The 25,981-nt window shown below is 49.0% G+C and carries 22 protein-coding genes; 8 read left to right on the top strand and 14 right to left on the bottom strand.

Going from position 1 to position 25,981, the window contains the following annotated elements; genetic code table 11:
- Window positions 1-83: 83 nt before the first annotated feature.
- Genes SPIBUDDY_RS00165 through SPIBUDDY_RS00155 form a run of 3 tightly spaced genes read right to left on the bottom strand, consistent with a single transcriptional unit; the run spans window position 84 to window position 1,997 of the window.
- Window positions 84-497 carry an NIL domain-containing protein gene (locus tag SPIBUDDY_RS00165; RefSeq protein ID WP_013605732.1) on the bottom strand — a complete coding sequence of 138 codons (414 nt, stop codon included), beginning with the start codon at window positions 495-497 and terminating at the stop codon, window positions 84-86.
- Window positions 494-1,654, bottom strand: a complete 1,161-nt coding sequence (locus SPIBUDDY_RS00160) for a homocysteine biosynthesis protein (protein WP_013605731.1) — start codon at window positions 1,652-1,654, stop codon at window positions 494-496. The genes SPIBUDDY_RS00165 and SPIBUDDY_RS00160 overlap by 4 nt, the downstream gene beginning before the upstream one ends.
- Window positions 1,655-1,664: 10 nt before the next feature.
- The gene (locus SPIBUDDY_RS00155) at window positions 1,665-1,997 is read right to left on the bottom strand and encodes a YqfO family protein (protein WP_013605730.1); all 333 of its coding nucleotides are present in this window, start codon (window positions 1,995-1,997) and stop codon (window positions 1,665-1,667) included.
- Between the two features lie 37 nt (window positions 1,998-2,034).
- Between SPIBUDDY_RS00155 and pth the strand changes: the two genes are divergently transcribed.
- The 4 genes from pth (at window position 2,035) to SPIBUDDY_RS00135 (ending at window position 8,083) form a co-directional block, all read left to right on the top strand.
- Window positions 2,035-2,565, top strand: a complete 531-nt coding sequence (gene pth, locus SPIBUDDY_RS00150) for an aminoacyl-tRNA hydrolase (protein ID WP_013605729.1) — start codon at window positions 2,035-2,037, stop codon at window positions 2,563-2,565.
- Window positions 2,566-2,662: 97 nt separating this feature from the next.
- Window positions 2,663-6,010, top strand: coding sequence for an alpha-amylase family glycosyl hydrolase (locus SPIBUDDY_RS00145; RefSeq protein ID WP_041380441.1), 3,348 nt, complete (start codon window positions 2,663-2,665; stop codon window positions 6,008-6,010).
- A gap of 51 nt (window positions 6,011-6,061) precedes the next feature.
- On the top strand, window positions 6,062-7,309 hold the full coding sequence (locus SPIBUDDY_RS00140) for a cation:dicarboxylate symporter family transporter (protein WP_013605727.1): 1,248 nt from the start codon (window positions 6,062-6,064) through the stop codon (window positions 7,307-7,309).
- 6 nt (window positions 7,310-7,315) lie between these two features.
- Window positions 7,316-8,083, top strand: a complete 768-nt coding sequence (locus SPIBUDDY_RS00135; protein WP_013605726.1) for a hypothetical protein — start codon at window positions 7,316-7,318, stop codon at window positions 8,081-8,083.
- Here the strand turns inward: SPIBUDDY_RS00135 and SPIBUDDY_RS00130 are convergent, their stop codons facing one another.
- The 4 genes from SPIBUDDY_RS00130 to lgt form a co-directional block, all read right to left on the bottom strand.
- Window positions 8,084-8,938 (bottom strand): aldo/keto reductase, encoded by an 855-nt coding sequence (locus SPIBUDDY_RS00130; protein WP_013605725.1) that lies wholly within the window; start codon window positions 8,936-8,938, stop codon window positions 8,084-8,086. It abuts the gene before it with no gap.
- A gap of 65 nt (window positions 8,939-9,003) precedes the next feature.
- The gene (gpmI, locus tag SPIBUDDY_RS00125; RefSeq protein WP_013605724.1) at window positions 9,004-10,650 is read right to left on the bottom strand and encodes a 2,3-bisphosphoglycerate-independent phosphoglycerate mutase; all 1,647 of its coding nucleotides are present in this window, start codon (window positions 10,648-10,650) and stop codon (window positions 9,004-9,006) included.
- A gap of 29 nt (window positions 10,651-10,679) precedes the next feature.
- Entirely contained in the window at window positions 10,680-12,449 is a 1,770-nt protein-coding gene (locus tag SPIBUDDY_RS00120; RefSeq protein WP_013605723.1) for an aminopeptidase P family protein, read from the bottom strand.
- Window positions 12,433-13,392, bottom strand: coding sequence for a prolipoprotein diacylglyceryl transferase (gene lgt / locus SPIBUDDY_RS00115; RefSeq protein WP_013605722.1), 960 nt, complete (start codon window positions 13,390-13,392; stop codon window positions 12,433-12,435). Before lgt ends, SPIBUDDY_RS00120 begins: the two co-directional genes overlap by 17 nt.
- Window positions 13,393-13,474: 82 nt before the next feature.
- Between lgt and SPIBUDDY_RS00110 the strand changes: the two genes are divergently transcribed.
- From SPIBUDDY_RS00110 to SPIBUDDY_RS15525, 3 genes are all read left to right on the top strand, one after another.
- Entirely contained in the window at window positions 13,475-14,905 is a 1,431-nt protein-coding gene (locus SPIBUDDY_RS00110) for a S41 family peptidase (RefSeq protein WP_041380439.1), read from the top strand.
- Entirely contained in the window at window positions 14,902-15,693 is a 792-nt protein-coding gene (locus SPIBUDDY_RS00105; RefSeq protein ID WP_013605720.1) for an RsmE family RNA methyltransferase, read from the top strand. The genes SPIBUDDY_RS00110 and SPIBUDDY_RS00105 overlap by 4 nt, the downstream gene beginning before the upstream one ends.
- A 144-nt stretch (window positions 15,694-15,837) precedes the next feature.
- Window positions 15,838-16,953 carry a sigma-54-dependent transcriptional regulator gene (locus SPIBUDDY_RS15525; RefSeq protein WP_013605719.1) on the top strand — a complete coding sequence of 372 codons (1,116 nt, stop codon included), beginning with the start codon at window positions 15,838-15,840 and terminating at the stop codon, window positions 16,951-16,953.
- 157 nt (window positions 16,954-17,110) lie between these two features.
- On the opposite strand, the gene feoB is transcribed toward SPIBUDDY_RS15525, so the two are convergent.
- The 5 genes from feoB to murA all read right to left on the bottom strand — a co-directional run bounded on the left by feoB (window position 17,111) and on the right by murA (window position 23,046).
- Window positions 17,111-19,144, bottom strand: coding sequence for a ferrous iron transport protein B (gene feoB / locus SPIBUDDY_RS00095; protein WP_013605718.1), 2,034 nt, complete (start codon window positions 19,142-19,144; stop codon window positions 17,111-17,113).
- A gap of 50 nt (window positions 19,145-19,194) precedes the next feature.
- Window positions 19,195-19,419, bottom strand: coding sequence for a FeoA family protein (locus SPIBUDDY_RS00090; protein ID WP_013605717.1), 225 nt, complete (start codon window positions 19,417-19,419; stop codon window positions 19,195-19,197).
- 36 nt (window positions 19,420-19,455) lie between these two features.
- Window positions 19,456-19,668 carry a FeoA family protein gene (locus SPIBUDDY_RS00085; RefSeq protein WP_013605716.1) on the bottom strand — a complete coding sequence of 71 codons (213 nt, stop codon included), beginning with the start codon at window positions 19,666-19,668 and terminating at the stop codon, window positions 19,456-19,458.
- Between the two features lie 81 nt (window positions 19,669-19,749).
- A complete protein-coding gene (locus SPIBUDDY_RS00080) occupies window positions 19,750-21,273 on the bottom strand; it encodes a sensor domain-containing diguanylate cyclase (RefSeq protein ID WP_013605715.1) in 1,524 nt (507 codons plus the stop codon).
- A 483-nt stretch (window positions 21,274-21,756) separates the two neighbouring features.
- The gene (gene murA, locus SPIBUDDY_RS00075) at window positions 21,757-23,046 is read right to left on the bottom strand and encodes a UDP-N-acetylglucosamine 1-carboxyvinyltransferase (RefSeq protein ID WP_041380438.1); all 1,290 of its coding nucleotides are present in this window, start codon (window positions 23,044-23,046) and stop codon (window positions 21,757-21,759) included.
- Between murA and SPIBUDDY_RS00070 the strand changes: the two genes are divergently transcribed.
- On the top strand, window positions 23,027-24,157 hold the full coding sequence (locus SPIBUDDY_RS00070) for an adenosine kinase (RefSeq protein ID WP_245523786.1): 1,131 nt from the start codon (window positions 23,027-23,029) through the stop codon (window positions 24,155-24,157). The genes murA and SPIBUDDY_RS00070 overlap by 20 nt on opposite strands.
- On the opposite strand, the gene SPIBUDDY_RS00065 is transcribed toward SPIBUDDY_RS00070, so the two are convergent.
- Together SPIBUDDY_RS00065 and SPIBUDDY_RS15520 are read right to left on the bottom strand one after the other, a co-directional pair.
- Window positions 24,134-25,333, bottom strand: a complete 1,200-nt coding sequence (locus SPIBUDDY_RS00065; protein WP_041380437.1) for an MFS transporter — start codon at window positions 25,331-25,333, stop codon at window positions 24,134-24,136. The genes SPIBUDDY_RS00070 and SPIBUDDY_RS00065 overlap by 24 nt on opposite strands.
- Window positions 25,326-25,847, bottom strand: a complete 522-nt coding sequence (locus SPIBUDDY_RS15520; RefSeq protein ID WP_049787843.1) for an ArsR/SmtB family transcription factor — start codon at window positions 25,845-25,847, stop codon at window positions 25,326-25,328. Before SPIBUDDY_RS15520 ends, SPIBUDDY_RS00065 begins: the two co-directional genes overlap by 8 nt.
- Between the last annotated feature and the right edge of the window lie 134 nt (window positions 25,848-25,981).

Raw genomic sequence — 25,981 nt, 5'->3', positions numbered from 1 at the left:
AGTATTAGGACATCATATCCCGATTTCATCCACACAAATCACAGGTCGCCAGAACGTTGACGACCTAGCTAATTCTTACGATTCTACGCTTCCCGTTCGTGGGAAACCTCGAAAAGCCTGAGTGGGCACGCCTGGGTGCAAAGTCCACAGACAACACACAACGCGACATCGAACACCAACTTTGCTTCTTTGTTCATACTCAGTGCCCTAGGTGAGCATACAGCGGTACAAGCTCCGCAATGAATGCACCCCTCTTCACGAAAAAGCAGTTCCTTGACCATCTCGGAGACGATGACACCTACCTCTGAAAGGTAGACGACACTCAAATCCAAGTTCTGTTCGGTCCCGCATAGTTCGACGATGAGCTTGCCTCCCCTGCCGCTTGCAACGTCGGCATTGAGGATGTTGATGTCCACATCGTAGGCTCGGGCAAGTTTGCTGACAATTGGCTGCTCAACCAAGGTGGGAGAGAAGCGTAAGGCATATCGTCGTTTCATTTCTCACCTCCTTCACGAGGTACCAAGGGTTTGACAAAGCTGTCTTTGGGCAGCATTTGCACCGGTTCGGTAAGGAAGAATTTCTTATCACGGATCCATTGGCAGAGCATCTCGGCAATCTCACGGGCTTTGGCAAGGGAAGAGAGCGGAGCTGTCTTGACCTCTTTGCCATCGGGCAGGGTTACGCTTCCGCTGGCAAGCTGGGCGTAGGTGGTTGAAGCCAAAGCGGGATGGTTTTCCTGACCGTAATCGAGAATGGAGGTCTCAATCTGGTCGTTGGTGATACTCAAGTACTTTGCCATTTTCTCGTCCAACACCGGAATGGGAATCCCTATTCCGACGAAAAGTGAAACCCCATATTTTTCGTAGTAGGCGGAGCGGATGAAGTCGGAGGACATCTGTTTTGCGTCCCCGATTACCGCCAAGGTGGCTCCAGGGAGTTTGGGAATACCGTATTCATTGCGTTCACGGCGGGTATTGAACTGTGTTCCATTCCAGACCACATACCCCTCAGTACCACCAAGGAAAATGCGGGTTCCAAGCCCGATGGTCCGTAAATACGGGTCATTAAGCAACGGACTGAGTTCACCGCTGGTTGAATAGGTAATGTTGCTATAGCGCGGCAGCAGGCTTCCCATGTATGTATACTTGATGCGATTCGTACTGTTGGTGGCCGCTGCATAGTTTTGGTACGCATTACGGGGATTGAAAAGGTAGAATTCGTTTACCGTCTCTTTATTGATCCACGTATCGATTTCCTTGGTAGGATAACAGTCGGTCCCTTTTCCTCTGGCATGCAGGCGTACATCCTTGCCTCGGATGAGATCCTCGATTACGTTTGCCCCTCCATAGGTAGGGTCAAACTTCGATTCGCTGGTTGCCCCGATATAGGTATCGACCGCAGCAAGCCCTTCATAGGCGCTGACTCCATTGAGGGAGATTTCCTCCATCCTGATGCCCGGTGACCAGTGCCCGAGATTGATAACCGCTCCAGAGGAGCACATCGGGCCGAAGGTGGCTGTGGTAACCACATCCACTTCTTGGGCCAGCTCGGCGAGGTCTTTTCCCTTCGCCATACGTTTGAAGGCTTCGGCAGTAACTACCACCGCCTTTCCTGCCTTGATCTTCTCGTTGATCTGGGCAATCGTCTTTGCCATAGAAGCTCCTCTATTCGCTGAACTCGACCCCCTCAAGGGTCAAGACCGGGATCAAATGATAGGCAGGGACCTCATAGGGATGGCTGTCCAGCAGGGCTTGGACCGCCTGGGCGGCATGCTCTTCATCAACCACCAATTCTAATCGCCACTCTGGTACTTGTTCAAGCGTTCCGACCTGCCCAAGAAAGGGAGAACTCCCTTCAAGAGGCCGAAATTGACCATCTCCCAAGGTTTGGAAGCAACATCGGTCATACTGGCCCATAGTACCGGCCCCTGCATTGAAGACTGCCTCTTTTACTACCTCAAGATGCGACTGGGGAACATAGAAAACCATTACGTACATCGTTGCATGCCTCCCGTATAGCCCGTATGATACAGGCATGGTAAAGCTTCTGGTATTTCTGGGCAACCCTGGCAAGGCGTATGCAAGGACAAGGCATAATATTGGTTGGATGGTTGCAGAGCATCTCTATCCAAATCAAAGCTGGAGTGAAAAGTTCCACGGCCTCGTAAGCACCGCACTTACACTAAAACTTCTCAAACCGACGACCTACATGAATGAGAGCGGCAGGTCGGTGCGAGCCTGTATGGATTTCTACGGCTATTCTGCGGAAGAGATTCTGGTCATACACGACGACTTGGAGTTGCCGTACGGGACGCTTCGGCTGCAAAAAGGAGGAGGGTTGGGCGGGCACAACGGCTTGAAATCAATCAAGGCACATGCCCAAAGCGACCAGTTTTCCAGACTCCGAATCGGCATTGGAAGGCCTGTTCACGGCTCGGTAGCATCCTTTGTGCTGGAACGGTTTACCTCCGATGAGGAGATATCCCTTCCATTGGTCATAAATTTGGCAGAAAAGATGCTTACAGACTATTATTCTTCTCTTCCGGTAACAAATACACTAGTCTAACAGTCACCCTTTTTCAAGAAAGGGGTTACAACCAAGCGCTCTCATGGTATACTTGCTTAACCGTTCAGGGATGGACCCACCCTCAGGGAGGCGTGATTTGATTACACGTGATTTTCGCATTTCAGTTCGCACCAGGACTGAAATGGATTTTTTTCCAGTATTGTTTCCTTCAGATTCCGATCTTGGAGCATTGTATAAGCAAGCCACAGAAATCGCATACTTCTACAACAGTAAAGTGAAGGCAAAGGGGGGCAATGACTGGGTCTCTGCAGGAAAATTACATGCTACCGCCGTCCTTTACCAACTCTATCAAAGTGTACTGAGCCGATATCTCAATGACAGCGAACCTGATTTTTTCACCCGCCTGACGGCCTTGATCAACAAGAACCATGCAGCCCAGGAGGTTTTGGCCTTCTATATGAAGGAGTTTCCTTCCCCGCTTCTGGTACAGCAATCGCTCCCTCTGGATTACTTCTATGAGGAGTCGCTTCGCGGCTACTTTCTGCATCAGGTCATGCAGGAGAACCCTGCCCTGATACAGGCTGCGAAACCCTTTCTAGCCCCTGAAGGTCTCACCTTCCCCCAAGCATCCCAGGCTGTTACCGCCCTGTTGGGAGGATACACCAAAGCCTCAGCTGTCATGGGAAGCAGTGATTCAGACATTTTCTCCTTCCTTACCCGTCCTGCAAAACTCTATCCGGATTCTCTTTTGGACCAGATAAGCTATATTCTCGAAGCATGGGCCGACCTCATTCCCCAAAGTCTCAAGACGATGCTGCTCAGGGCGATCGACTTTGTGCAGGAGGAGGATAAACCTCACTTCCCCCCTGTTGGTGGTGGGGGAAGCCCGGCGATGGCGGTACCCGATTACAGCATCTTCGATCATGAGTACGAGGCGTTCACTGCAGACAGGAACTGGATGCCCAATGTAATCATGCTGGCCAAGTCCACCTTGGTCTGGCTTGACCAGCTCAGCAAGGAGTACGGGTATCCAATCGATACTTTGGACAAGATTCCCGACCAGGAACTTGAGAAACTCAGCTCCCGCGGTATTACAGCCCTATGGCTCATCGGTCTTTGGGAGCGCAGTCTGGCAAGTAAGAAAATCAAGAATTTGTGTGGCAATCCTGATGCGGAAGCATCAGCGTACTCGTTGAAGAACTATGAAATTGCCCAAACGATCGGTGGGTGGCAGGCACTGGACAATCTGCGCCAGCGTTGCAGAGGCTACGGTATCCGGCTCGCAAGCGACATGGTACCAAACCACTGTGGCATCGATGGGGACTGGGTCTTCAATCACAGCGAGTATTTCATCCAGCAAAGTTATCCTCCCTTCCCGTCCTATACGTATGACGGACCGAACCTTTCTTCCGATCCAAATGTCGAGATACAACTTGAAGACCACTACTATGACCGCAGCGATGCTGCTGTCACGTTCAGGCGCAAGGATCTCCGTACGGGAGAAACCTCCTATATTTTCCATGGCAACGATGGAACCTCGATGCCCTGGAACGATACTGCCCAACTTGATTTCCTCAATCCCGCCACCCGTGAGGCGGTGTATCAGCAGATTAAACATGTGGCGAGCAACTTCCCAATCATTCGTTTCGATGCAGCCATGACCTTGGCAAAGAAGCATATCCAACGACTCTGGTACCCAAAACCCGGGCACGGAGGCGATATTGCAGGCCGCACTCAGTATGGTATGGATGAGATAGAGTTCAACCAGAAAATTCCTCAGGAATTCTGGCGTGAGGTGGTTGATCGGATCAATGAGGAACTTCCGGATACCCTATTGCTTGCCGAAGCATTCTGGATGATGGAAGGCTATTTTGTTCGGACTCTGGGAATGCACCGTGTCTACAACAGTGCCTTTATGAATATGCTCAAGAACCAAGAGAACCAGAAATATCGTGAGACGATTAAAAACACCATCGCTTTCGAACCGGAAATTCTCAAACGCTTTGTCAATTTCATGAACAATCCCGATGAGGAAACTGCAGTTTCCCAGTTTGGGGATGGGGATAAGTATTTCGGGGTCTGCACCCTGTTGTCCACCATGCCGGGCCTTCCGATGTTCGGACACGGTCAGATCGAGGGCTACCGGGAAAAATACGGGATGGAATACCGACGTGCCTATTGGGACGAAAAGCCCAACCAATATTTGATCGATGAGCATTATCGGCGAATTTTCCCACTTCTGAAAAAGCGTTACCTGTTCAGTGGTGTCGAATATTTCCAACTTTTCGACCTCTATCGTGACGGCGCCGTCCAGCAGTCGGCCTTCTGCTATGTCAATGGCAATGAGCGGGAGCGGGCTCTCGTGTTGTACAACAACCAATATGAAGGTGTAGAGGGTTGGATTAAAACCAGTGCTCCCAAACAGCAGAAAGTCGGGGAAGAGAAACACAGCGAGACGACAAGTCTGGCAGAAGCTCTCGGATTGACTGTCGGAGGAAGACGGTACCTGATTTATGAATCTTTCAATGAATCGCTTACCTATATGAAACCTTCGCTCAGGGTATATGACGAAGGCTTTGCCCTTCACCTCAATGGTTTTGAGACCAAGGTGTTTTTAAACATCCGCGAGGTAGAGGACGTCGATGGGACGTATGCCGAGCTCTACGAACAGATTGGGGAAAACGGAGTGGCCAACCTCGAGCAGGAAATTCTTGCCCTGCGCCTCAAACCGGTGTACAAGGCGATGGAAAGCTTCCACTCTGAGAGTTTCTTCAAGCAGATGAAACTCATTCTTAGTGGGCAAGCCACCAGTAAAAGCGAGCGAAAGCTCATTCTTACCTTGGCCGAAGCGTATGCTCATTTGGTGGCTGCGGTGGAAAATCTGCATCCTGCCGCCAAGAAATCGCTGCCTTCGCTGCCTAGGGACGTCAGTCCAGCACAGATGCTTGCTCAAGTACAGCGATACAGCACGCTCTTTAAAAGTGAGGAGAGCCGCGTCCTGTTGCATGGATCGCGCATCCTGGATGAGATGGAAGCGGTAGTTGCAGCTTCCTTCTTCCTCAAACCCTTTCTCAGCGATGAGGCAACCATCAGCGAAGCAATGAAGGCAAGCGACACACTGCTGCTCTCACGATTTTTCTCCAAGGAGCTCTGTGAAGCTGGATTTACCCAGGAATCAGCCCGCAAGGCCTGCCATAGCGCTGCAATTCTTTCCAGTGCGGCTTTCATGGTGGATGATAGCACTGAAGATCCAAAACAGATTCTTGCGCTGTTGCTCTCAGACCCAAGCCTTGCCAATTATGCACAGGTCAACGAGTACCAGGGTGTTACCTGGTATGCAAAGGAGGCGATGCAGGAGATTATCTATCTGTCAGCACTCTCTCTTGCTGTAATCAAAGGAATGGGGAATGTAAGCACCTATATCAAGGTTCTTATGGAAGCTGAGATGCAGTCCGGCTACAAGCTTTTACAGCTCTTGGAATGAAAAGCGACGTTTGATTGACTTGCTGCATCTGATAAGATACTCTTGGAAACTATGAAGACCTGGATAAGTTATCTGGCTGCAACTGCCCTTGGTTTGGCTGCAACCCTTTTATTTGGAGAGTCGGGTATATTTCAACAAGTGATGTATACCGTCACCGCCCTTTTCGTGCAGCTCGGTGGGTTTGTATTAATTCCACTGGTCTTTTTCGGCTTCTCAAGCGGGATAGCTTCACTCAGAAAAGATCGTAAGGGTGGTGTGTTTGCACGTACTACCATCCTATGGAGCGTGTTTTCGACGTTGTTGTTGGTTCTGGTTTCTGCCATTGTTTTCAGGTTCTTCCCGTCGTATTTCCCTGCAAGCACCAGTGCCGGCAGCGATGCTTCAACGCTTTCGATAATTGCCCCCCAATCGATTTCCACCCTCTTTGAATCGATGCTGCCCATCAATCCATTCTACACGCTGGCAAATGCAGAGAGCTTCTTGCTTCCTGTTTTGGTAATAGCTTTGGTTTTCGGTTACTTCCTCAAGCCCAATGTTGAGGTTATCAGACCGGCGTACGTCACCATGAACTCACTCAGTGAGACTATGTTTCGCCTTGCCAGGGCTTTCAGCACCTCAGGCCACCTCTTTGTTTTCTTTGCTGCATCCTATTGGTTCAGCCATTTGCAGATGGAGGGAACACTCTTTGTTGCCGGTCGCTTCTTGATCATGCTCATCATCTCCACCCTTTCGGTGACGCTGCTGATATTGCCCCTTCTCTTTAGTCTGGTCACCCGTTTCCGTGTTAATCCCTATATGATTCTGTACCGTATGCTTGCCCCGGCAGCCGCCGCTCTCTTCACTGGCAGCATTTTCTTCTCCAGCCCGATTTCCATCTCCCTCTCCAGGCACAACCTTGGTTGCCAGAAGCGGGTCAGTGCAACGGCAATACCGCTTTATACCCTCATTGGAAGGGGTGGTTCGGCTATGATCGCTACCTTGAGCGTGCTCAGCCTGCTGTATGCCGCCACCGCTTCAATGCCCTCTGATACGGTGATTCTCTTTGTGGCCCTTAGTAGCGCCCTTTTCGCATATGCAAGTCCTCTCTACCTCGGTTACGAGGTATTCTTCATCTCCATCATAGTCCTGCAGTTTCTGAAAATCGACCTATATGGAGCTGAGATGACTATGGTCGCGCTGATGCCGATTCTCAACGGATTGGGAATTCTGGTGGATTCCTACATAGCAGCCTTTGGTTCAGCCTACACCTGCCAACGTCTGGGGGTCCTCACAGAGAGTGCCTACCCCGATATTCTGTAAGAGATTATGGGGAAAAATCTTCGCTTCGTCCTGCTGGGCATCCAGGGCCTGATAACGCTCATTCTCACTGTTTGCATAACCCACGGGATTATCAGTGCAGTACAGCAAGAGACATGGGTCATAGCCCGTGCCCATCTGATCCCTTCACTAATTCATTTGTGGGTAGCGTTTGCAGCAGCCTTGCTTCTTTGTTTTTTCTACCGGGCGAATGTTGGAGCTGAAGCAAGGGTGCTTCCGCTCTTGTTTCTGATGATAAGCCTGGGCAACGTCAAGATCCTTCCGCTCTATCATTCAATTACCCATATCTTCATACTCAGTCCGTCTGCCATTTCGGTGCTGTATCACTTCTCCCTGCTCTTCTCCTCATTTCTTTTCCTGGCATCAGGTCTTTTCCAACAGACCATAAACCCGACAAAACTCAGCCAGTATTCGTTCGTGGCTGCAGCGAGTGCACTCTTTTTATCGATAATCGTACCGGTATCGGCCAATTCACCCTCATTCCTTTTTGAAGCGAGTGTGACCAATTCCTTATTCCTTGGAGTGTGCATCCTGATCAATGTTCTGGCTGTCATTACGTTTGTCATTGCCATGTTCGAGGAACAGTTCAGCAGGCAAACCTTTGTCCGCTGTCTCTCCTTCATCCTTATGATCATAGGCAATGCCCTGGTCACAATCAGCCAAAACACGCTCTTAAACGTGTTCGGACTGATTTTTTATGTGGCTGGAACTACCATTCTCATTCTTGTGACCAGAACCTATCATATCTGGACATAGTTACGTAAAAAGCGGCTGCATTCCCTCTTTCTTCACCAAATTTCTCATCTCCGCCTCTGTGGGCCGGACAATGGTCTTCTCTGCCGCCTTCAGTAAAGCAGGCAATAGAGTAATGTCACCGGTACTGTTCAGAAACAGCTGCTCGTTGGACAGAACATAGTGTACTGCTTTCCCGATCGATTCCTCATCACTGAGAGCGTCATACCATGTTGCAAAGGTTTTTTCCTGAGGCTTATATTCACCGCGTGCAAGAGCTTTGATGGTCTGTACTGCAATATTGCGTTTGCTGCAGACACCCAGTAGCTTGTCCATGTCCTGTGTATAGGTAGGATTCTGCAGCATGGTATAGTTGTAGGGCAACAGTACAGCGTCGAAATCATATACTTCAAGGCTTTTCAGATGCGCCTTCGGGGCATCGACACCATGGCCGGTAACACCAAGAAACCGTACCAAGCCCTGCTTTTTTGCTTCAATGGCAGCCTCTAAGGCCCCACCTTCCCCCATGGCAACCTCCCACTCCTTGGGATCTACGAGAAAATGCAACTGCCAGAGGTCCAGATACTCAGTCTGCAGGCGCGTAAGCGTTTGCTTGAGCTCTGCCAAAGCTTCTTCTTTGGTACGCATCCCAGTCTTGGAAGCAAGAAAAAAGGAAGATCGCTTCTCTTTCATCCAAGGGCCGACATGCAATTCGGCATCACCATAGCTGCGGGCGGTATCGATATGGTTGACTCCATGGTCAAGCAAAAGGCCAAGGGTCTTGTCCGCTTGCTGTTGGGTCACATCCCAAAAGGCAGCAGCGCCGAAAATAACCCTGCTGGAACGATGACCAGTCCTACCAAACTCCTTGTACTCCATAGAAACCTCCTTATCAATGAAAAACAGGGCCCGTAGGCCCTGTAAATCATAACACAGAAATTCTGCTACCGCATGGTTATGATGCTCGGATCATAGAGAGCGGGAGCTTCAAAGTCGAGAAGGTTCATGCAGGTTGCTGCAATGCTGCTGATCCCAAGACCGGTCTTCAGCTCGGTTTCATACTCACCTTCATAGGAACTATCACAGATGATGCAGGGAACGGGATTGAGTGAGTGACTGGTCTTTGACTTTGGATCCCCGTTTTCCTTGTACTGTACACTTCCATCTTTGCCGTGCTCAAACATATCGTCGGCATTGCCATGGTCGGCAGTGATGACCATAACACCACCGGCTTCCATCACTGCCTTGTGGATTCTTCCAATCTGCAGGTCAAGACCTTCCATGGAGCATACAACAGCCTGGAAGTTGCCTGTGTGACCGACCATATCCCCGTTGGGGAAGTTTAGCTTGATGAAATCCCATTTGCCGCTGTCGACTTCCTTGATGACACGATCGGCTATCTCAGCACACTTCATCCACGGTCTTTCCTCGAAGGGGACGATATCACTGAGAATCTCAACATACTCTTCAAGCTTGTCATCAAACTTACCGCTCTTGTTTCCATTGAAGAAGTAGGTGACATGGCCGAATTTCTGTGTTTCACTGATAGAGAACTGCCTCACTTTGGAGGCACAGAGATACTCGGCAATTGTCTTGTCGATGGCTGGAGGAGTAACCAAGAACTGCTTGGGAACATGCAAATCCCCGTCATACTCCATCATGCCGGCATACTCTACCTTCGGACGGCGCTTTCGGTCGAACTCACTAAGCTGTTCTGCCTCGAAAGCCTTGGTAATCTCAAGGGCACGGTCACCGCGGAAATTGAAGAGAATGACACTGTCTCCGTCCTCAATGGTTCCCACCGGCTTGCCGTTCTTGGAAATGACAAACGGAGGCAGATCCTGGTCGATGGCCTTGCTCTCCTTGCGTAGAGTTTCAATAGCCACGTGAGCAGATTCAAACTGCCGCCCCTCACCCAAAACATGGGTTTCCCAACCCTTTCTGACCATATTCCAGTTGGCATTGTAGCGGTCCATGGTAATAACCATGCGTCCGCCACCGCTTGCAATTTTAGCATCGAAGGTTGCATCGTTCAGGGAAGCAAGAAAAGCCTCGAAGGGGTCGAAGTACTCAAGGGCGCTGACTTCCCCAACATCACGGCCGTCAAGCATTGCATGCACACGAACCTTTGCAACACCTTCCTTCTTGGCCTGTACTATCATGGCTTTGAGATTGTCGATATGCGAATGGACATTACCATCACTGAGCAATCCGATGAAGTGAAGACTCGATGCATTGGCCTTTGCATTATGGACCAATTTTTTCCAGGTCGATCCCTCAAACATGGCGCCGGTATCGATGGAGTTGTTGACCAGTTTTGCTCCCTGGGAGAAAACACGGCCGCAACCCATGGCATTATGGCCGACCTCACTGTTACCCATGTCATCATCACTGGGAAGTCCGACAGCAAGACCATGAGCCTTCAGTTTGGTCCATGGATAGGCCTTGTACAGTTTATTCAAATTTCCGGTAAGAGCGGCTGCAACTGCATCGCCCTCTTTGTATTTTCCAAATCCTACTCCGTCCATAATCACCAGGACGACGGGACCTTTACGGGAAATTTTTCCCATCTTTTTCAATGCTTCAACCATTGGTATATTCTCCTTATCCGTATATCTGCTTACAAACGTTCGGTAGCTCTTTCCAAGTATGGCAGTGCAGTACTGTCAACCAAGTCCTTCAGCTCCTCATAGACCCATCGATGGTAGGCGTCCACCATTGCAATCTCCACCTCTGTAAGCAGCTTCTTATCTATCAAGGTGCGTTCAAACGGACAGATGGTCAAGACTTCAAAGCTCAAGAACTGCCCGAATTCCGTTTTCACATCGTCTCTGATTGCAAGGATGTTCTCGATGCGGATTCCATGCCGGCCTTCCTTGTAAATTCCCGGCTCATCACTGACGATCATGCCTTTTTTCAAAGGTACGGCAAGCGGCTTGGGACTGATCGACTGAGGTCCTTCATGCACACAAAGCCTGAAACCAAGCCCATGCCCGGTACCATGGAAATAACTCAGCCCCTGCTGCCAAAGGAACTGCCTTGCAAGCACATCCAACTGATACCCACAGGTTCCTTCAGGAAAACGCATGCCTGCGAGGGCAAGATTGCCTTTCAGTACCAAGGTATAGTCACGCTTTTGCTCATCGGTGGCATTGCCGAAGAGAATGGTTCTGGTAACATCGGTCAGACCGAAGGTATACATACCCCCGGTATCGAGAACCAAAAGGCCATCACCCTCTACGGTGGCATTACTCTTCTCATCGGCACTGTAGTGACACATAGCTCCATGAGCAGCCCATCCGCTGATAGGGGAGAACGATTCGCCAAGACAATCAGCATTGCGCTGACGCTGTACCTTGAGTAGATCGCTTATCTCAATTTCAGTGTACTTGCCTGCCTTGGTATCCAAACCGGCAAGAAAATTCACCAACGCAACGCCATCGAGCAAGTGAGCTCTCCTCATACCCTGAAGCTCAGTCTCATTCTTGCTTGCCTTCAAATCGGTGGAGATATCACGTCCGGTAACGCTCTTGTTATGAGCAAACGAGGCAAACAACAGCAGGTTGGTCTTCTCAGGATTGAAATAGATGACATCCTCTTTTTTTACCAAAGTCGAAAGCGTTGGCACTACTTGCTCATATGCAAGAATTTCAAAATCCTCTTTGACTTGGCTCAGTGTTTCTGCATCAAAACGGTCAGGATTGGTAAAAAGCCAGGCTTGCTGTCTGCCGACTATCAAATAAGAGAGGAAGACAGGGTTGTACGAGACATCACTGCCCCTGAGATTGGTGATCCATGCAATATCATCAAGGCTGGAAACAATGGTATAGTCACACCCTTTCTGAGCCATGGCGAGGCGAAGCATCGCAAGCTTCTGTACCGCACTGAAGCCTGCTATTTCATTGGGGACCACGACCACCTTCTGAGAAGGGATACGTGGCCTGTCAAGCCAGATGGCATCCAGAACATCAGAGCAAGGAACCAGTTCAAGCTTTCCTGCAAACGAGGCCTCCAAGGAGGCTTTGGCAGCGACGGTCAGGGTTGCACTGTCGATGCCTACCTTGGCCCCTTCCTGCAGATTATCAGAGAGGTAGGTATAGGGATCGGGGTACGAAGGGGTATCGACCTTCATCATGACAAATTCACTACCCTCAATCTGCTGTTGGGCTTGGATGAAATACCGTGAATCAACCCATAAAAGAGCAGCTTCACGGGTGATGACAACCGTTCCGGCACTGCCGGTAAATGAGCTGATCCATTCTCGGGTTCTATACCGTTTACAAACATATTCACTCTGATGGGGATCGGTTCCATTTATGATCCATGCATCAAGATTCTGTTTTGTCAGTTGGCTTCGTAGTGAAGCTATCCTTTCATCGATGTGAGGCATGCAAGGCTCCTTTATTTCGTCGCAAGATGAGAGCAAATATTATTCCCGTGAATACCATGGCAAGGCAGAAGAGCTGTCCCATGGAGAAGTTGAAAAAGGATTGGAACAAGGCAATGGTATCCGACTCTTTTCCGAAGGCAAGAATGTAGCCAAGGTTCTCGTCGGGAGAGCGGAAGTACTCAATGAAGAACCTCACCGTCCCATACCCGATCATATACCAGGCGAGACCCGAACCGGCAACCAGGTTCTTTCGCTTTCTGATAACGAACCATAGGAAACAAAAAAGCAGGATCCCTTCAAACAGGGCTTCATACAGCTGGCTTGGATGGCGTGGCAGGTTTACAAGGTCTCCTCTCTGATATGCCATGCCAAGTGAATCGGCAATGGTTCGCACCCATGCATAGTTGGTGGAGAACAAGGGGGCGTCAGGAAAGACAATCGCCCAAGGCTTGGTGGAGACTCGCCCGAAAAGCTCGCCGTTGATGAAGTTTCCCAACCGACCGAACGTATAACCCAAGGGAGCTGCATAGCTGACTGTATCGGCAAGTAAAAGAAAGCTGAAATGGTAATTACGGCTGAAAAGCAAGGCACCGACAATGGCACCAACCAGTCCGCCGTGATAACTCATACCCGGAAGACCGACAAATTGGCCACCTCTAAACGGCCAGAATATCATCCAGGGATGGGTCCAGTAATAGGGGGTTCCGTCATAGAACAAAACAGAAAAAAGCCTGGCTCCGACTACCAGCCCTACAACACAGTAGAGCACCAGATTGAGACTTTGGTCGGCATCGAGGGCGATATCACCTTTTCGAGCTTGAATGCGGATCATCAGGTAGGCAAACGAAAAGGCCACTACGTACATCAGACCATACCACCGCAGGGGTAAGCCGGGTATTATTTGTGGCGAAATCCAGCTGGGGAAGGTGATAAATTGCGTCATGGGGCAAGTGTAATGTGCTATACAGGTGTGGTCAATACTACAAAACCTAGCCGTTTTTCTTCTGATACTGTATATTCAGTATATGAGAAAAACATTTATACGTAGGCTTAGCCTTAGTTTCATAGTATTGCTGATATTCCTGCCCTTGTTCGCAGGCGGTTCGATGGAGCAAATCTTGGCAGCTCCGCTTTCCTCCAAGACAAGCATGGAAGCAGACCAAATTACAATCGATATGGCCTCGCTGGAACGGCTGTACCGATATGTCGACTCGATCTACATCAATGAGGTTGACAAGCAGAAGTTGTTTAACGACCTTGCTTCCGCCCTCATTGCATCCTTGGACGACCCCTATTCCTTTTATGTGCCCCCTACCAAGGCACAGGAGTACCAAGAAGAGACCAGCGGGGTATATGGGGGAATTGGAACCTATCTGAACAAACCCTCCACCGAGAGTATCGATCCTTCCATTCCCTCCACCTATATGATTACCATCGTCAGTCCGTTCCCCGGGTCCCCGGCCCAACGAGCCGGTTTGATGGCCGGTGACCTGATCAGTCACATCGATGGAGAAAAGGTGGATGAACTGACCAGCTATGAAGCGAGCATGAAGCTCAGGGGGGAAGCCGGTACCACGGTAACAATCACCGTCTATCGCAATGGAACTTCCTTCGATTTGACGCTCAAACGTGAGCGCATCACAGCTCCTACAGTCGACAGCGGTATTATCGAGGGAAATATTGGCTACATCATTCTCTCAGAATTCACCCCTCAGACAGGCACTCAGTTGCTCGAAAACGTTCAAAAACTGATGAAACAGAACATCGTTGGCTTGATTATCGACGAACGCAATAATTCAGGTGGAGCAGTGGACGGAGCTATGCAATCGGCAAACATCTTCCTCGAGGAGGGCAAGACCTTAGTCACCATCCAAGGAAAGAAAGGTACGATGCGCGACCAACGGTACATCTCCACCGGGAGTGCGGAAGTACTACAGAAACTACCTATTGTGATTCTCACCAACACCGGTTCGGCTTCCTCTGCTGAGATTTTTGCAGCTGCCATGAAAGACAATGGAAGGGCGACACTCATCGGAACAAAGACGTTCGGCAAGGGAATAGTACAGGATGTATTCCGCTTTGGAGAAGGTTTTGCCCAAGTGACCACAGCCCACTACTACACGCCCAATGGGGAGAATATTCATAAGCTGGGCATCGAGCCTGACATTCTTGTTGAGGATATTCAGCTTTCAGATGAGGAGATTCCGGCCTTCGAGCAGCTGATGACCGATAAGGTGATCAGCACCTTCGTACAGGATAATCCTGAAGCAAGTGAAGAGAACATCCGCCGCTTCGCTTCCCAGTACACCCAGCGAGGCATCGATGAGGAAGTACTGGCGCTGTTGGTCCGCAATGAGTACCTATCAAAAATGCCCTACGACAAGCGGCCTATCGCCGATGCCACCTTTGACAAGCAACTCAATCGTGCGGTCCAGTTCATCAGGACGGGGAAATGAGGCAGTTAGTTCTTCCCCGTTCTTTCGACGGGGAGCCTTTGTTGGAGCTGGAAGGCAAGGAAAGTCAGTATCTGACCAGAGTATTGCGTTTGCAGATCGGGCAGCAGATTCTTGGGCTTGACGGGCAAGGCCGGAAATTCCTGCTTACCCTCACTGAGATCAAGAATCAAAGCTGCACCCTCTCCTGCAAGCTCGTTGAACCGGGTATGCAGGTAGAGACAACCGATACCCTGCCCTCTTACCAAGGCCCCTATCCAAACCTTGTACTGCTGCAGTGTCTGTGCAAAGGAAAGAAAGAGGAACAAATTTTCCGGCAGGCTACTGAGATCGGGGCAACAACGCTTGCCCTGGTCAGTAGCAGGTATTGCGTTACCGACCTATCAGATAAAAAAGACAAAGCTGTACGTGCCCGTTTCGACCGGCTTGAAGCCCAGATTAAGGAAGCTCTTCAGCAAAGCGGGTCCCCCATTGCGACCAACCTTGTTCCCCAAGTGTTGGACTTACGCGATGTACCTTCCTGGTGGGACGGCCAAGGGCTGGCCATTTTCTTTCACCAAAGCACTCGTTCTGAAGAGCAGCAGACGCTCACTTCCTTGCTCAAGGACCATCCACTGGATAAGCCGGTATGTGTCCTCATCGGCCCTGAAGGGGGTTTCAGTGATGAGGAATGCACGTTTCTTGAGAAAGAAGGGTTCAAACCTGTCGTTTTGAAGACCAATATCCTCCGAAGTGAGACAGCCGGGATATACGCTCTTGCAGCCATACAAGTGCTTCTCACACAATCATAAAAATAAACCGGTACACCTCTTGTAACGAGAGTAGAAGAAGCGCACTCCCGATTCCACACTTCGGGATGGAAATAATCGTATACAGTGTTACTCCTCAGCTTTTGCCAAACCGAGATTTCCTATATCCACAACGTAGGAGTTTCTATGTCTTTGTTCATCGTCTCCTCTGATTGGCGGTTCAAGGAGAAGTTCAAGTCGCATTTTGCAGCGGCTTTTCTCCGTGAATTTTCCTTGGCGGAAAAAGCCTTGGTAGCCCTGCAGTCTGAAGAACCTGTGCTATTAATCGTCGACAATAGATTGGGTAATGGTTCATACCAATGGTTCTTACAAACCCTATCTGACAGAAATAGTACGACTCCCATCATTCTCTGCCTGGAAAAAGATCAAGCAGAACCTGTGCTGGCCAAGAATAATCTGAAATGTTATTGCGTGAAGCGAACACAAATCAACTACGTCAAACTCTTCGAGCATCTGGATGAGTTGCAGGAGAAAGAGGCTGTTCGGGAGAAAGCATCATACCATCCCAGTGACCTGATCGGGGAAAGCGAGTGCATGTATGCCGTCAGGGAACAGCTTAAGCGCTATGCACAAGAAGATTGTGCGGTCCATCTGTATGGGGAGACGGGAACAGGCAAGGAGATTGCAGCCAATTATATACACCGCCTTAAATATCCCCATAAGAATATTGTTGCAGTGAACTGTTCACTGCTCAACAGTACGCTGGGTAGTTCGATGTTCTTTGGTCATGCCAAAGGAGCCTTCACAGATGGTAAGGCGGAACTTCCGGGCCTTGTTCAAGAAGCTCATCAATCGACATTGTTCCTCGATGAAGTGGAAAACCTTTCTCTTCAGTTCCAATCACACCTCTTGCGTTTGCTTGAGACAGGAAAATATCGTCGATATGGCGATATTCAGATACACACTTCAGATTTCCGGCTTGTTACGGCATCCAACGAAAAACTTTCAGAGTTGATCCATCAGAATGTAATGCGCAGGGATTTTCTCTACCGCATAGCCGATACGTATATCCACATGCCTTCCTTATGTGAGCATAGGGAGGATATTCCCTTGCTTTGTGAGCATTACCTGAAAATAAATTCGCTCGAAAAGGAAATTTCTTTTGAGAGCCTCAAGCAACTTAAATCTTATGATTGGCCGGGTAATGTAAGACAGCTGTTCTCCACTCTACGACGGAGTGTCATCATGAGTGGGGAACAGCGAGTGTTACAGTTCAGCGATGAGAATTTTGCGTTAAGTTGAGCAACGATCATGACAGGAGGAGCAACAACCACTACAACCCTGAAGCATCTGTTTGCCAGCCTTGATTCTTCGTCTTCTCTGAATGCTCCTGATAAGCATACTCAGGAGAAAGAGAACTGTTCCAATTCCAATGATATAATTTATCACGCTGTTCCTCCTACCAAATCAATGAGCCGATCAGGTTGATCAGAAGTGCTGCCACATAAGCGGTTGCCATCTGAATCCCGACTGCGGAAACTGTTCGCCGCCAGCTCTTCAGTTCCCGCCTCATCGCCCCTACTGCAGCAAAACAGGGCATGCAGAGCAAATTGAATGCCATATACGCCAAGGCTGCCTGCTTGGTGGGAATATCGGTACGAATGCTCTGCATGGCTTGCTCATCCCCTCCTTCCATCAGAACGGCCTGGGTATAAACATCAAAGGCTTCATCGCCGCTATACTTTCCCTCTGAGAAACCAAGCTCACTGAGCTTCTCAGGGGTCATGTCAGAGAAATACTGTTGCAAATACGCTTCGTTGACATCCTCGCTGTACAGTTGAGCCAAGGTGACAACCACCATTTCCTTGGCGACCCAACCTGTAGCAATACCCACCGTAGGCCTCCAAGCGCCAAATCCTACGGGCTTGAACACCGGGGCTATAGTCTTTCCCCATGAAGCAAGGAACGAGTCATCCATCTCGGAAAGTACAGTCCCCTTCTCAATCCGGTTTTGTCCCGTAAAGGATTGGACATTGAAGTTGGAAAGCAGCCAAATAAGAATTGTTGCAGCGAGAATGACCGTACCCGCCTTCTGTACAAAACCCTTTACCTTCTCAAATCCGTGAATCCATACCGACCTCAAAGTTGGAAGCCGATACTGGGGAAGCTCCATCAAAAAGTTTGAGACTTGGCCTCTGTAGACGATACGGTTGATCACCAGTGAAACCAGAATGGAAACTGAAAGACTGAGAGCATAGAGGAAAAAGAGTACCAATGTCTTGTTGCCTTGGGCAAAAAAGAGCGAAACAAACATAATAAAAATCGGCAATTTCGCTCCACAGGGCATGAAGCCACATAAAAGCGTGGTTATTCTTCGATCCTTCTCACTATCCAAGGTACGTGTCGCCATAATGGCAGGGACTGAGCAGCCAAAGCCCATCAATAGAGGGATGAATGAACGACCGGAAAGTCCAAACCGACGGAAAATGCGATCCATGACAAAGGCTACTCGAGCCATGTAGCCGCTGTCTTCCAAAAAGCTCATCAGCAGATACAGGATCAAGATCAGGGGAAGGAAGCCAAAAATTGCACCAATACCTTCCATAGCGCCATCGATAACCAAACTATAGGCCCAATCGGAGGCGTTGGCATATTCGAGGAAGGAAGACACGACTCCGGTCAAATAGCCCCAGACTGTTTCAACCAGGGTGGCGAGGGCAATCCCTGGGCTGGGAAGACCTGGAATAAAAAGAAAGTTTTCGCTGAAGGTCATGGCAAACATTCCATACATGACCAAGCCAAAAACCGGCAAGGCAAAAAGACGATGGGTCAATATCTTGTCCAGCTTATCGCTTCTGCTTTCAGTGTACTGCCTCTTTTCCAACTTCTTGTGCACGCTCTGCTCAACCAAGGATTGGATATAGGTATAGCGTCGGTCCGCCAAGGTGTCCTCATCCACCTGCCCTGTCAAAGCGTAGAGCTCAAGCCGTTTTGGAATACGATGAGTCTCGATGGTCCGCATCACTGCATCCATCAACAAATCCAAGCCCTTGTTGTTTCTTGCTTCTATAGGGACTACAGCCACTCCCAGCTCTGCTTCAAGGCGGACAAAGTCGATTACATCACCGCTGACAGCAACTTCATCCATCATATTTACTGCAAGCACGGTAGGAACCTGTGTTTCCATAATCTGCAGGGCGAGATAGAGATTTCTTTCCAGCGAGGTACCGTCCAGGACATTGATGACACAGGCGGGTTTCTCCTCCACGATATAGGTGCGGGTGATGATTTCCTCGGCGCTATAAGGACTCAAAGAGTATGTACCGGGAAGATCGAGAATGGTTATGTTCTTATCCTTGCGGTATTGGCCTTCCTTCTTGTCGACCGTGACTCCAGGCCAATTTCCAACATGTTGTTTTGATCCGGTCAGCGCATTGAATACCGTGGTCTTGCCGGAGTTGGGATTGCCGGCAAGGGCAATAAGGTGGGACATAGGGACTCCTTGTATTTGTTAGCTTAATCTAACTATTGGTTTAAAAAAAATTACACTTTTTCCACTTCAATCAGCAAAGCATCACTTTTTCTCAAACTCAACTGATATCCGCGTACCAAAAACTCCAAAGGGTCGCCAAGTGGGGCTACCTTAATAAGCTCTACTTCAACCATAGGGGTGATCCCCATATCCAAAATGCGCTGGCGCAACTGCCCTTGGGTCCCAATTTTCAGAACACGTGCCTTCTGCTTAGGACGTAAATCTCCTAGTGTCATCCTATCTATCCTCTTCTTTCGTTCTTTCGAACGGTATTATGCAACGTTGATACGGTGAGCCAGACCACGGTTGAGTGCTAGCCGCACTCCTTTCACAGAAAGAATTATGCCCTGGCTGCTGTTTCCAACAACCTGTACGGTTTGTCCGGCAATAAACCCAAGATCAAGCAGGTGCTGTTTCATAGTATCATCACCTTGCAGGGAAAGCACTGTGCACGTTTCTCCGATTTGGGTAAAGGAAAGGGGCATATCGAATCCTCCATAGTTAGCATTAACTAACTTTCAGAGACTTTATACTGCTTCTTTCAACTTTTTGTCAACTCTTTTTGTTTAGAACTCCACTTCGCATCGATTACGGCCGAGTTGCTTGGCTCTATACAATGCCTTGTCGGCACGCTTGAGAATTTGCTCCTCGCTTTCATCGGAAGAGACAAAAGAAGATATCCCAACAGAAATGGTGAACGTGATGGTAATTCCTTCATGCACAATGGAAGTAGATTTTGCAGTCTCGAGCAACGTCTTTTTCACTCGATCAAGCTCATCTTGGGGAATAAAGGGACAAATAATCAGAAATTCATCGCCACCCCATCGGAAGAGGGACTTCTCCGTGCAAATTACCTGGGCGATGGCTTTGGAAAGCTGCATCAGGCATCGGTCCCCAATATCGTGTCCATAGGTATCATTGATCTGCTTGAAATAATCAACATCGAAAAGCGCCACCAATACGGAAATTTCCCCTCGCTTGAATCTGAGAAACCGCTCCTTGAGCACCATCAGGCCATAGCGACGGTTTCCCACACCGGTGAGGGCATCCTGATAGACCTGTTCCTCAAGAATATGCTCACTTTTCTTGTTTCTCGTATGTTCGAGCAACATCAGGAGCAAGGAATGCAGGATGAAGATACCCAGTATGGAAACAAGGAATACAGGAGTTATCTGACGAACAATCTTTGTACTCTGACCGGTAGTGATATCCACATAGGCTGACAGATCATCGAGGTGGATGCCCATCGCAACTACCCAGTCAAAATCCTTGTAGAGCTTGGCGTAGGTGAGTTTCTCAGAGATTGTCTCACTATCCTTTTTCTTGAAAAAGTATGTAAAGAAGAGCTCACCATGCTGTTTCACCCCTTCCAGTTCAGTCTTGTAGGGAGTCGTCCCCTTCACATCGGTCATGTTCGTGGATAACAGGGTTCCCACACTATCTCTCAGGTTCGGGTGAATGCGCCTGATGGCATAGTCATCACCTCCCTCATAGTTGATCACCTCATTCACCCATATATACGAATTCTCCGAATAGGCAGAGTCATATATCTCTCTGGCGATATGTTCTTTGACCTGGTCATCGATATACTTCTGAGGAACGCCCACAAACAGTGTGTGGGGGCCATATGACCTGAAAGCATATAGTTGATACTCTTTGGATAGAAGATCAGCCAATTCTACCGGATGAACACCTGCCCTCACCAAATCATGATTGTCTAGCAGCACCTTTTCAGTGTTCTTTTCCCACAGGATTGCCGTCCACAAGGCATTTGCCTCGCTGGTGAAATAGGAAGTGATTTGATTGGCGTGCTCAAGGCCGCTCTCATACAAGTGATCGACCATGCACAGAGTCCTGTCCAACTCCTCAAGGAAGTATTGCTGGGCAAGCGCACGCTGGGTGTCGATGCGCTTGATCTGGTTATTTACTGCATCATAGAGAAACTGGCGTTTCAATTGCTCGATGCTTTGTGCGGTAGTAGTGGTGTAAACACTCTCGACACGCATCAGGGTGATCAGGGACAAAGCAATAAGAAGAATCGTTGATAATAAAATGAGGATAGTGCTGGCCACCCAGGTTCTCTGCTTCACATTCCCCCCTGTATCGCTAATTCCAGCCTACCACAACAATGGTGTTTGAACAATGTAAGAATTTGTAAGAAAGAGGGAGAGGCTATCCACAAGTTCTGTGCATAACAAACCTATTTTCTTATCGGGTGAAAATATCTTGTAAGTACTGTCGAGAGGTGATTTACCTACTCTTTCCGAATCGAGGAAAGCTTGTGGATAACCTGTTGACAACTGGTTTATCTGTTGTACATCTACCATCAATATGAAGTAAGTAAAACCACATGAAACCTATATAAAAATTAGATTGAAGTTGTGAGCTAGGGATTCATTTTATTACTTGTAAAGCATATAGTTGTCATTCTTATCGAATACGTCGAAATCACAGTTGCAACACTAGGCAACTTCTCACTTCTCCACGGCAGGAAAAGAGTGTGGAAAGCAGGTTGTGGATAACTTGTGGACAACGCTGTGGATATGGCTCAGAAATCACGTAGAAACCATAAGTTACTCGGTTCGCTCAATCTCCAGCCCGAGAGCCTGCAGCTTGCCCGCAAGGTCCTCGTATCCTCGTTCAATCTGATAAATATTCTGGATTACACTCTCACCTTGGGCACAAACGGCGGCAATAACCAAGGCCATTCCCGCTCGTACGTCAGGGCTGGTTACAGTCGACCCAAACAGTTGGCTTGGTCCATTCACCACGGCTCGATGCGGATCACAAAGGATAATGTCCGCCCCCATCCTGATAAGCCAGTCGATGAAGTACATCCTCGACTCAAACATTTTTTCATGAATGAGAATGGAACCTTCCATTTGTGTTGCACAGACAGTGATGATACTTAACAGATCAGCGGGAAAGCCCGGCCAGGGAGCATCATCAATCTTGGCCGTATGGCCGCCCACTTCCTTGGTCAGAATGCGTTTTTGTTTCCTCGGAACCAACAGGGAGGAAGGACCGTCCTCGACAAAGGTTATTCCAATTCTTTCAAACCCAAGGCGTATCATCCGTAAATGCTCATGTTGCACGCCCTTGACCAACAACTGTCCGCCGCTTGCCCCTGCAAGGCCTATGAACGACCCGATTTCCATATAATCACTGCCCAAGCGAAATTCACAGCCTCCCAAGCGTTGTTGGCCCTTAATCCTCAGCCGGTTTGATCCAATACCTTCAATTGGGCAACCCATTTTCTGCAGCATTGCACAGACATCCTGGACATGCGGCTCGCTGGCGGCATTGTTGATAATGCTCTCGCCCTTGGCAAGGGAGGCAGCCATGATTACATTCTCCGTGGCAGTGACCGAAGCTTCATCCAAGAAAATATCTGCACCGATGAGGCTCTTATGCCTGCATCGTATATGAATCTCACCCACTTCGTTGATCGTACAGTCCGAACCAAGGGAAGTAAGCCCCATAAAATGGGTATCCAAACGCCTGAGACCGATGACATCACCACCTGGAGGGGTGAGACGAACCTCGTCGTTGGTGGCAAGCAATGGACCAAGAAGGAGAATAGAGCCACGCACCGCCTCAACAAGATTGCGTTTGAGCAGTCCATTCCTGCTCCCTGAGGTAATGGTATAACTATGGGCGTCCTCACGTACTACCGTCGAACCTAGGTCAAGCAGCAGTTCGATCATAACTTGGACATCCTCGATATCCGGTACGTTCAACAAATGAACAGGTTCGTCGGTCAGCAAGGTGGCCGCAAGACAAGGAAGGGCGGAATTCTTGTTTCCGCTGATCTGGACCTCTCCGCTTGCCGCGTTTCCGCCTATGATGCGATACTCACCCATCGACGCCCCCTTTGCTGTCATCCTATCTCCGCTCATTCACTTTCGCAAGGTCCTTGTTGAATTGTATGCAAAAGCAATGGTAGAATACCAGTACATGAACAAGAGGCAGCACATGGTATATGGAATAGGAAATCCTCTCATCGACATAATCGTAAGTGTTGAGGAGCAGGATATTGTCGACTTGGGCATTCATAAAGGAACCATGGCGCTCATTTCAAATCAGCGGATGGAAGAGTTGCTGCAATTAAGCAAGCAGCGCAAAACCACATACTCCTGTGGAGGATCTTGCCCGAACACCATCATCGCTTTGGCCTCTTTGGGGGTTCCTGCAACGCTTGCCGGCAAAATCGGCAGCGATGAGAATGGGAAAATCTACCGCGACCGTCTTACAAAATTGGGAGTCCAGGACGAATTGGTGACCACTGACAAGGAGATGACCGGTTCAACGGTCATTCTCATCACTCCCGACAGTGAACGAAGCATGAACACCTTTCTCGGTGCCAACCGCCTCTATGAAGCGGGTGATGTTTGCGAGAGTACGGTTGCAGGTGCCGATTTTTTCCATTTCACCGGGTACATGTGGGATACCCAGAGCCAACAAGCAGCCATTACCAAAGCCCTTTCCATTGCCAAGCAGAACAATACAACCGTTTCCTTCGACCTGGCCGATCCCTTCGCTGTCGGCCGATACCGTGAACCATTCCTTTCCTTGATCAAGGAGAGTTGCGACATCGTTTTCGCCAACCGGGAGGAAGCCCGTATCCTTTTCGACAACTACGACCCCTATGAATGTTGCCGATCGATGGGAAAACTTTGCAGAACAGCCATTGTAAAAAACGGGAAGAAAGGATCATACATCTGCCATGAAGGGGTAATTACCGCTATTCCCGTGAAGGGACCGGTAGTTCCAGTCGACACCACCGGAGCTGGTGATGTCTATGCTGCAGGATTCTTATACGGACAATACCACAACTTTTCGATTCAGGATTCTGGAATCATTGCCTCCATTCTGGCCGGCGAAATCATCACCCAGAGGGGGGCGCAGTTCAGCAACGAGCAAGCAGAGGAACTGAAGAAACTGCTCAGCTCAGGTACGTGGCGTTCGCTGTAAAAGCCAGAAAGAAAGAACAGCCATGGATAGGAAACCCAATACGGAGGCAATAGCCCAATAGCTGCTGATGCCACCGAAAAGAAATACTACAGTGGCCAGTAAATTTCCCAACAAGCCCCCACTTTGCAGACAGAAGGAAGAGACACTGGCAAGTGAGGTTCTCACCATATCGGACGCTTCCTTGTTCAAAAGGTACATTCCCACAACTGAGACCACTCCCAACAACAGATAGATGAGCTCATACAAGACTAGAAACTGAGCGATTGTATGAGATTGTGAGAGGAACAGTTGTAGGATGAAAATACTGATACATGCCAAACAATACAGAACCGAAGGACGCATGAGCGACAGAAAACGCTTACCTATCATTGAACCCAGGACACCGATGGCAAAAATGGAAGCGGCAATCAAACCGAGGATCCAAAGCTGGGAATCAGATTCCAACAACTGCTTCAGATAAGGTTGCCAGTAACTTTCCAGTGATGCCAACAGCATTCCCTGGACAATGACGCTGATACTGAAAGCCAGCAGAAAGGAAGAAGAGGAAAGCGTGCGTCCAAGCTGTTTTGCTTGGGTTCCGAAAGTAACCGAAGAGCCTTGTACTACCGAATCCTTGGGTATCAACAACGGAAGCAAAACCAATGCCGACGCAACAAGAAGGAAGCGGACAGCCAGGACCAAGCCGGTGAGATTCCCCTGCTGGGAACCCATGCTCAGAAGCAATCCCCCCAGCAGCGATCCGCCGCTCAAGGAAATTCCAGAATTTATATCCAAGGCGAACACGAGGTCCTCAAGTTTTCTGTCAGCCTTCAATCCTCGTTCAATCATCAATGCATCCATGCTCCCGCTTGTATAGGCTCTCCCCACACCGGTACAGGCAAACCCGATACACAGTACTATAAACGACGGACTGAACAGTAAAAGCGAGCCGACCAACGAGAGAAAGAGTCCCACGGAAAAGCTGGTTCTCCGACCTTTGGCATCGGCAAAAATTCCGCTGGGAACCTCAAAAGCCATCACTGAGAGGGAAAAGACTATCATCGCCAAACTCAGCTGTGCTAGCGAAAATCCTTTGCTCACTACAATCAAGCTCATCGCAGGGATGGTTACCCCCAGTGCTATATAGGACAGACTGAGCAGGGCTATATATGAGGATGGATGAAATTTCTTAGACACGATACGCCACCACAGAGTATGCATAGGCCGCTGTTCCCAGTTGCTTTTGCTCATGAGAGTCAATGAAGGAGCGGATGAGCTGGTAGACCTGGTCGGCTTGCTCTTTACTCAGGTGAACAATGCCCGAAAGTTGGTCGGCACTAAAGTGACCTTCCGCATCCTGATGGGTCCTGGGTTTAGCGTACAATTCGTCCTGAATACGATGAGAAACAAAATCCAATACCAGTTTCTGTTTTTCCTGGGCGAGAGCACCAAAGCTTACCGTCACTTCGGCTTTTCGATAGTAGGTGGCTGTGATGCCATGGATAAGCTGGGTGTGGTCTTCCTCCACCACCCCCAAGCCTTGCAGCTTGAGCAGGTGATGCTTGGCACTCGAAGGCGTCATATTCAGTGTATCGCTGATCATTTTTGCGGTTGCCGGTCCGTCAATGCTCAACAAATGCAGGATGTCCTGCCTTTTGGGATGCATGAAAATCTGCAACTGTGTGTCGTTCTGCAAAAGGATTGTTTTCATAATATTAAATGTATCATAACATTTATTGTTATGTAAAGAGAGATCCTTCAACTCTTGTACAATTTGCATATCCCTGTTAGTATCCACAACGAATGACGTCGATTTGATAGCCTCCCGGCTTGCACACGTCAATA

Origin of the sequence: Sphaerochaeta globosa str. Buddy (assembly GCF_000190435.1) — a bacterium.
Lineage (GTDB): Bacteria > Spirochaetota > Spirochaetia > Sphaerochaetales > Sphaerochaetaceae > Sphaerochaeta > Sphaerochaeta globosa.
Note: the sequence above shows the minus strand (reverse complement) of the source record. Positions and strands in the feature narration are given on the sequence as shown.

Coding starts and splice junctions, on each gene's coding strand:
- SPIBUDDY_RS00120 (WP_013605723.1), bottom strand. CDS start 12,449: ATGCCTCACATCGATGAAAGGATAGCTTCACTACGAAGCCAACTGACA.
- SPIBUDDY_RS00165 (WP_013605732.1), bottom strand. CDS start 497: ATGAAACGACGATATGCCTTACGCTTCTCTCCCACCTTGGTTGAGCAG.
- SPIBUDDY_RS00090 (WP_013605717.1), bottom strand. CDS start 19,419: ATGACACTAGGAGATTTACGTCCTAAGCAGAAGGCACGTGTTCTGAAA.
- pth (WP_013605729.1), top strand. CDS start 2,035: ATGGTAAAGCTTCTGGTATTTCTGGGCAACCCTGGCAAGGCGTATGCA.
- feoB (WP_013605718.1), bottom strand. CDS start 19,144: ATGTCCCACCTTATTGCCCTTGCCGGCAATCCCAACTCCGGCAAGACC.
- SPIBUDDY_RS00105 (WP_013605720.1), top strand. CDS start 14,902: ATGAGGCAGTTAGTTCTTCCCCGTTCTTTCGACGGGGAGCCTTTGTTG.
- SPIBUDDY_RS00085 (WP_013605716.1), bottom strand. CDS start 19,668: ATGCCCCTTTCCTTTACCCAAATCGGAGAAACGTGCACAGTGCTTTCC.
- SPIBUDDY_RS00110 (WP_041380439.1), top strand. CDS start 13,475: ATGAGAAAAACATTTATACGTAGGCTTAGCCTTAGTTTCATAGTATTG.
- SPIBUDDY_RS00140 (WP_013605727.1), top strand. CDS start 6,062: ATGAAGACCTGGATAAGTTATCTGGCTGCAACTGCCCTTGGTTTGGCT.
- SPIBUDDY_RS15525 (WP_013605719.1), top strand. CDS start 15,838: ATGTCTTTGTTCATCGTCTCCTCTGATTGGCGGTTCAAGGAGAAGTTC.
- SPIBUDDY_RS15520 (WP_049787843.1), bottom strand. CDS start 25,847: ATGAAAACAATCCTTTTGCAGAACGACACACAGTTGCAGATTTTCATG.
- SPIBUDDY_RS00130 (WP_013605725.1), bottom strand. CDS start 8,938: ATGGAGTACAAGGAGTTTGGTAGGACTGGTCATCGTTCCAGCAGGGTT.
- SPIBUDDY_RS00160 (WP_013605731.1), bottom strand. CDS start 1,654: ATGGCAAAGACGATTGCCCAGATCAACGAGAAGATCAAGGCAGGAAAG.
- gpmI (WP_013605724.1), bottom strand. CDS start 10,650: ATGGTTGAAGCATTGAAAAAGATGGGAAAAATTTCCCGTAAAGGTCCC.
- SPIBUDDY_RS00155 (WP_013605730.1), bottom strand. CDS start 1,997: ATGTACGTAATGGTTTTCTATGTTCCCCAGTCGCATCTTGAGGTAGTA.
- lgt (WP_013605722.1), bottom strand. CDS start 13,392: ATGACGCAATTTATCACCTTCCCCAGCTGGATTTCGCCACAAATAATA.
- murA (WP_041380438.1), bottom strand. CDS start 23,046: ATGGGTGAGTATCGCATCATAGGCGGAAACGCGGCAAGCGGAGAGGTC.
- SPIBUDDY_RS00070 (WP_245523786.1), top strand. CDS start 23,027: ATGATGCGATACTCACCCATCGACGCCCCCTTTGCTGTCATCCTATCT.
- SPIBUDDY_RS00135 (WP_013605726.1), top strand. CDS start 7,316: ATGGGGAAAAATCTTCGCTTCGTCCTGCTGGGCATCCAGGGCCTGATA.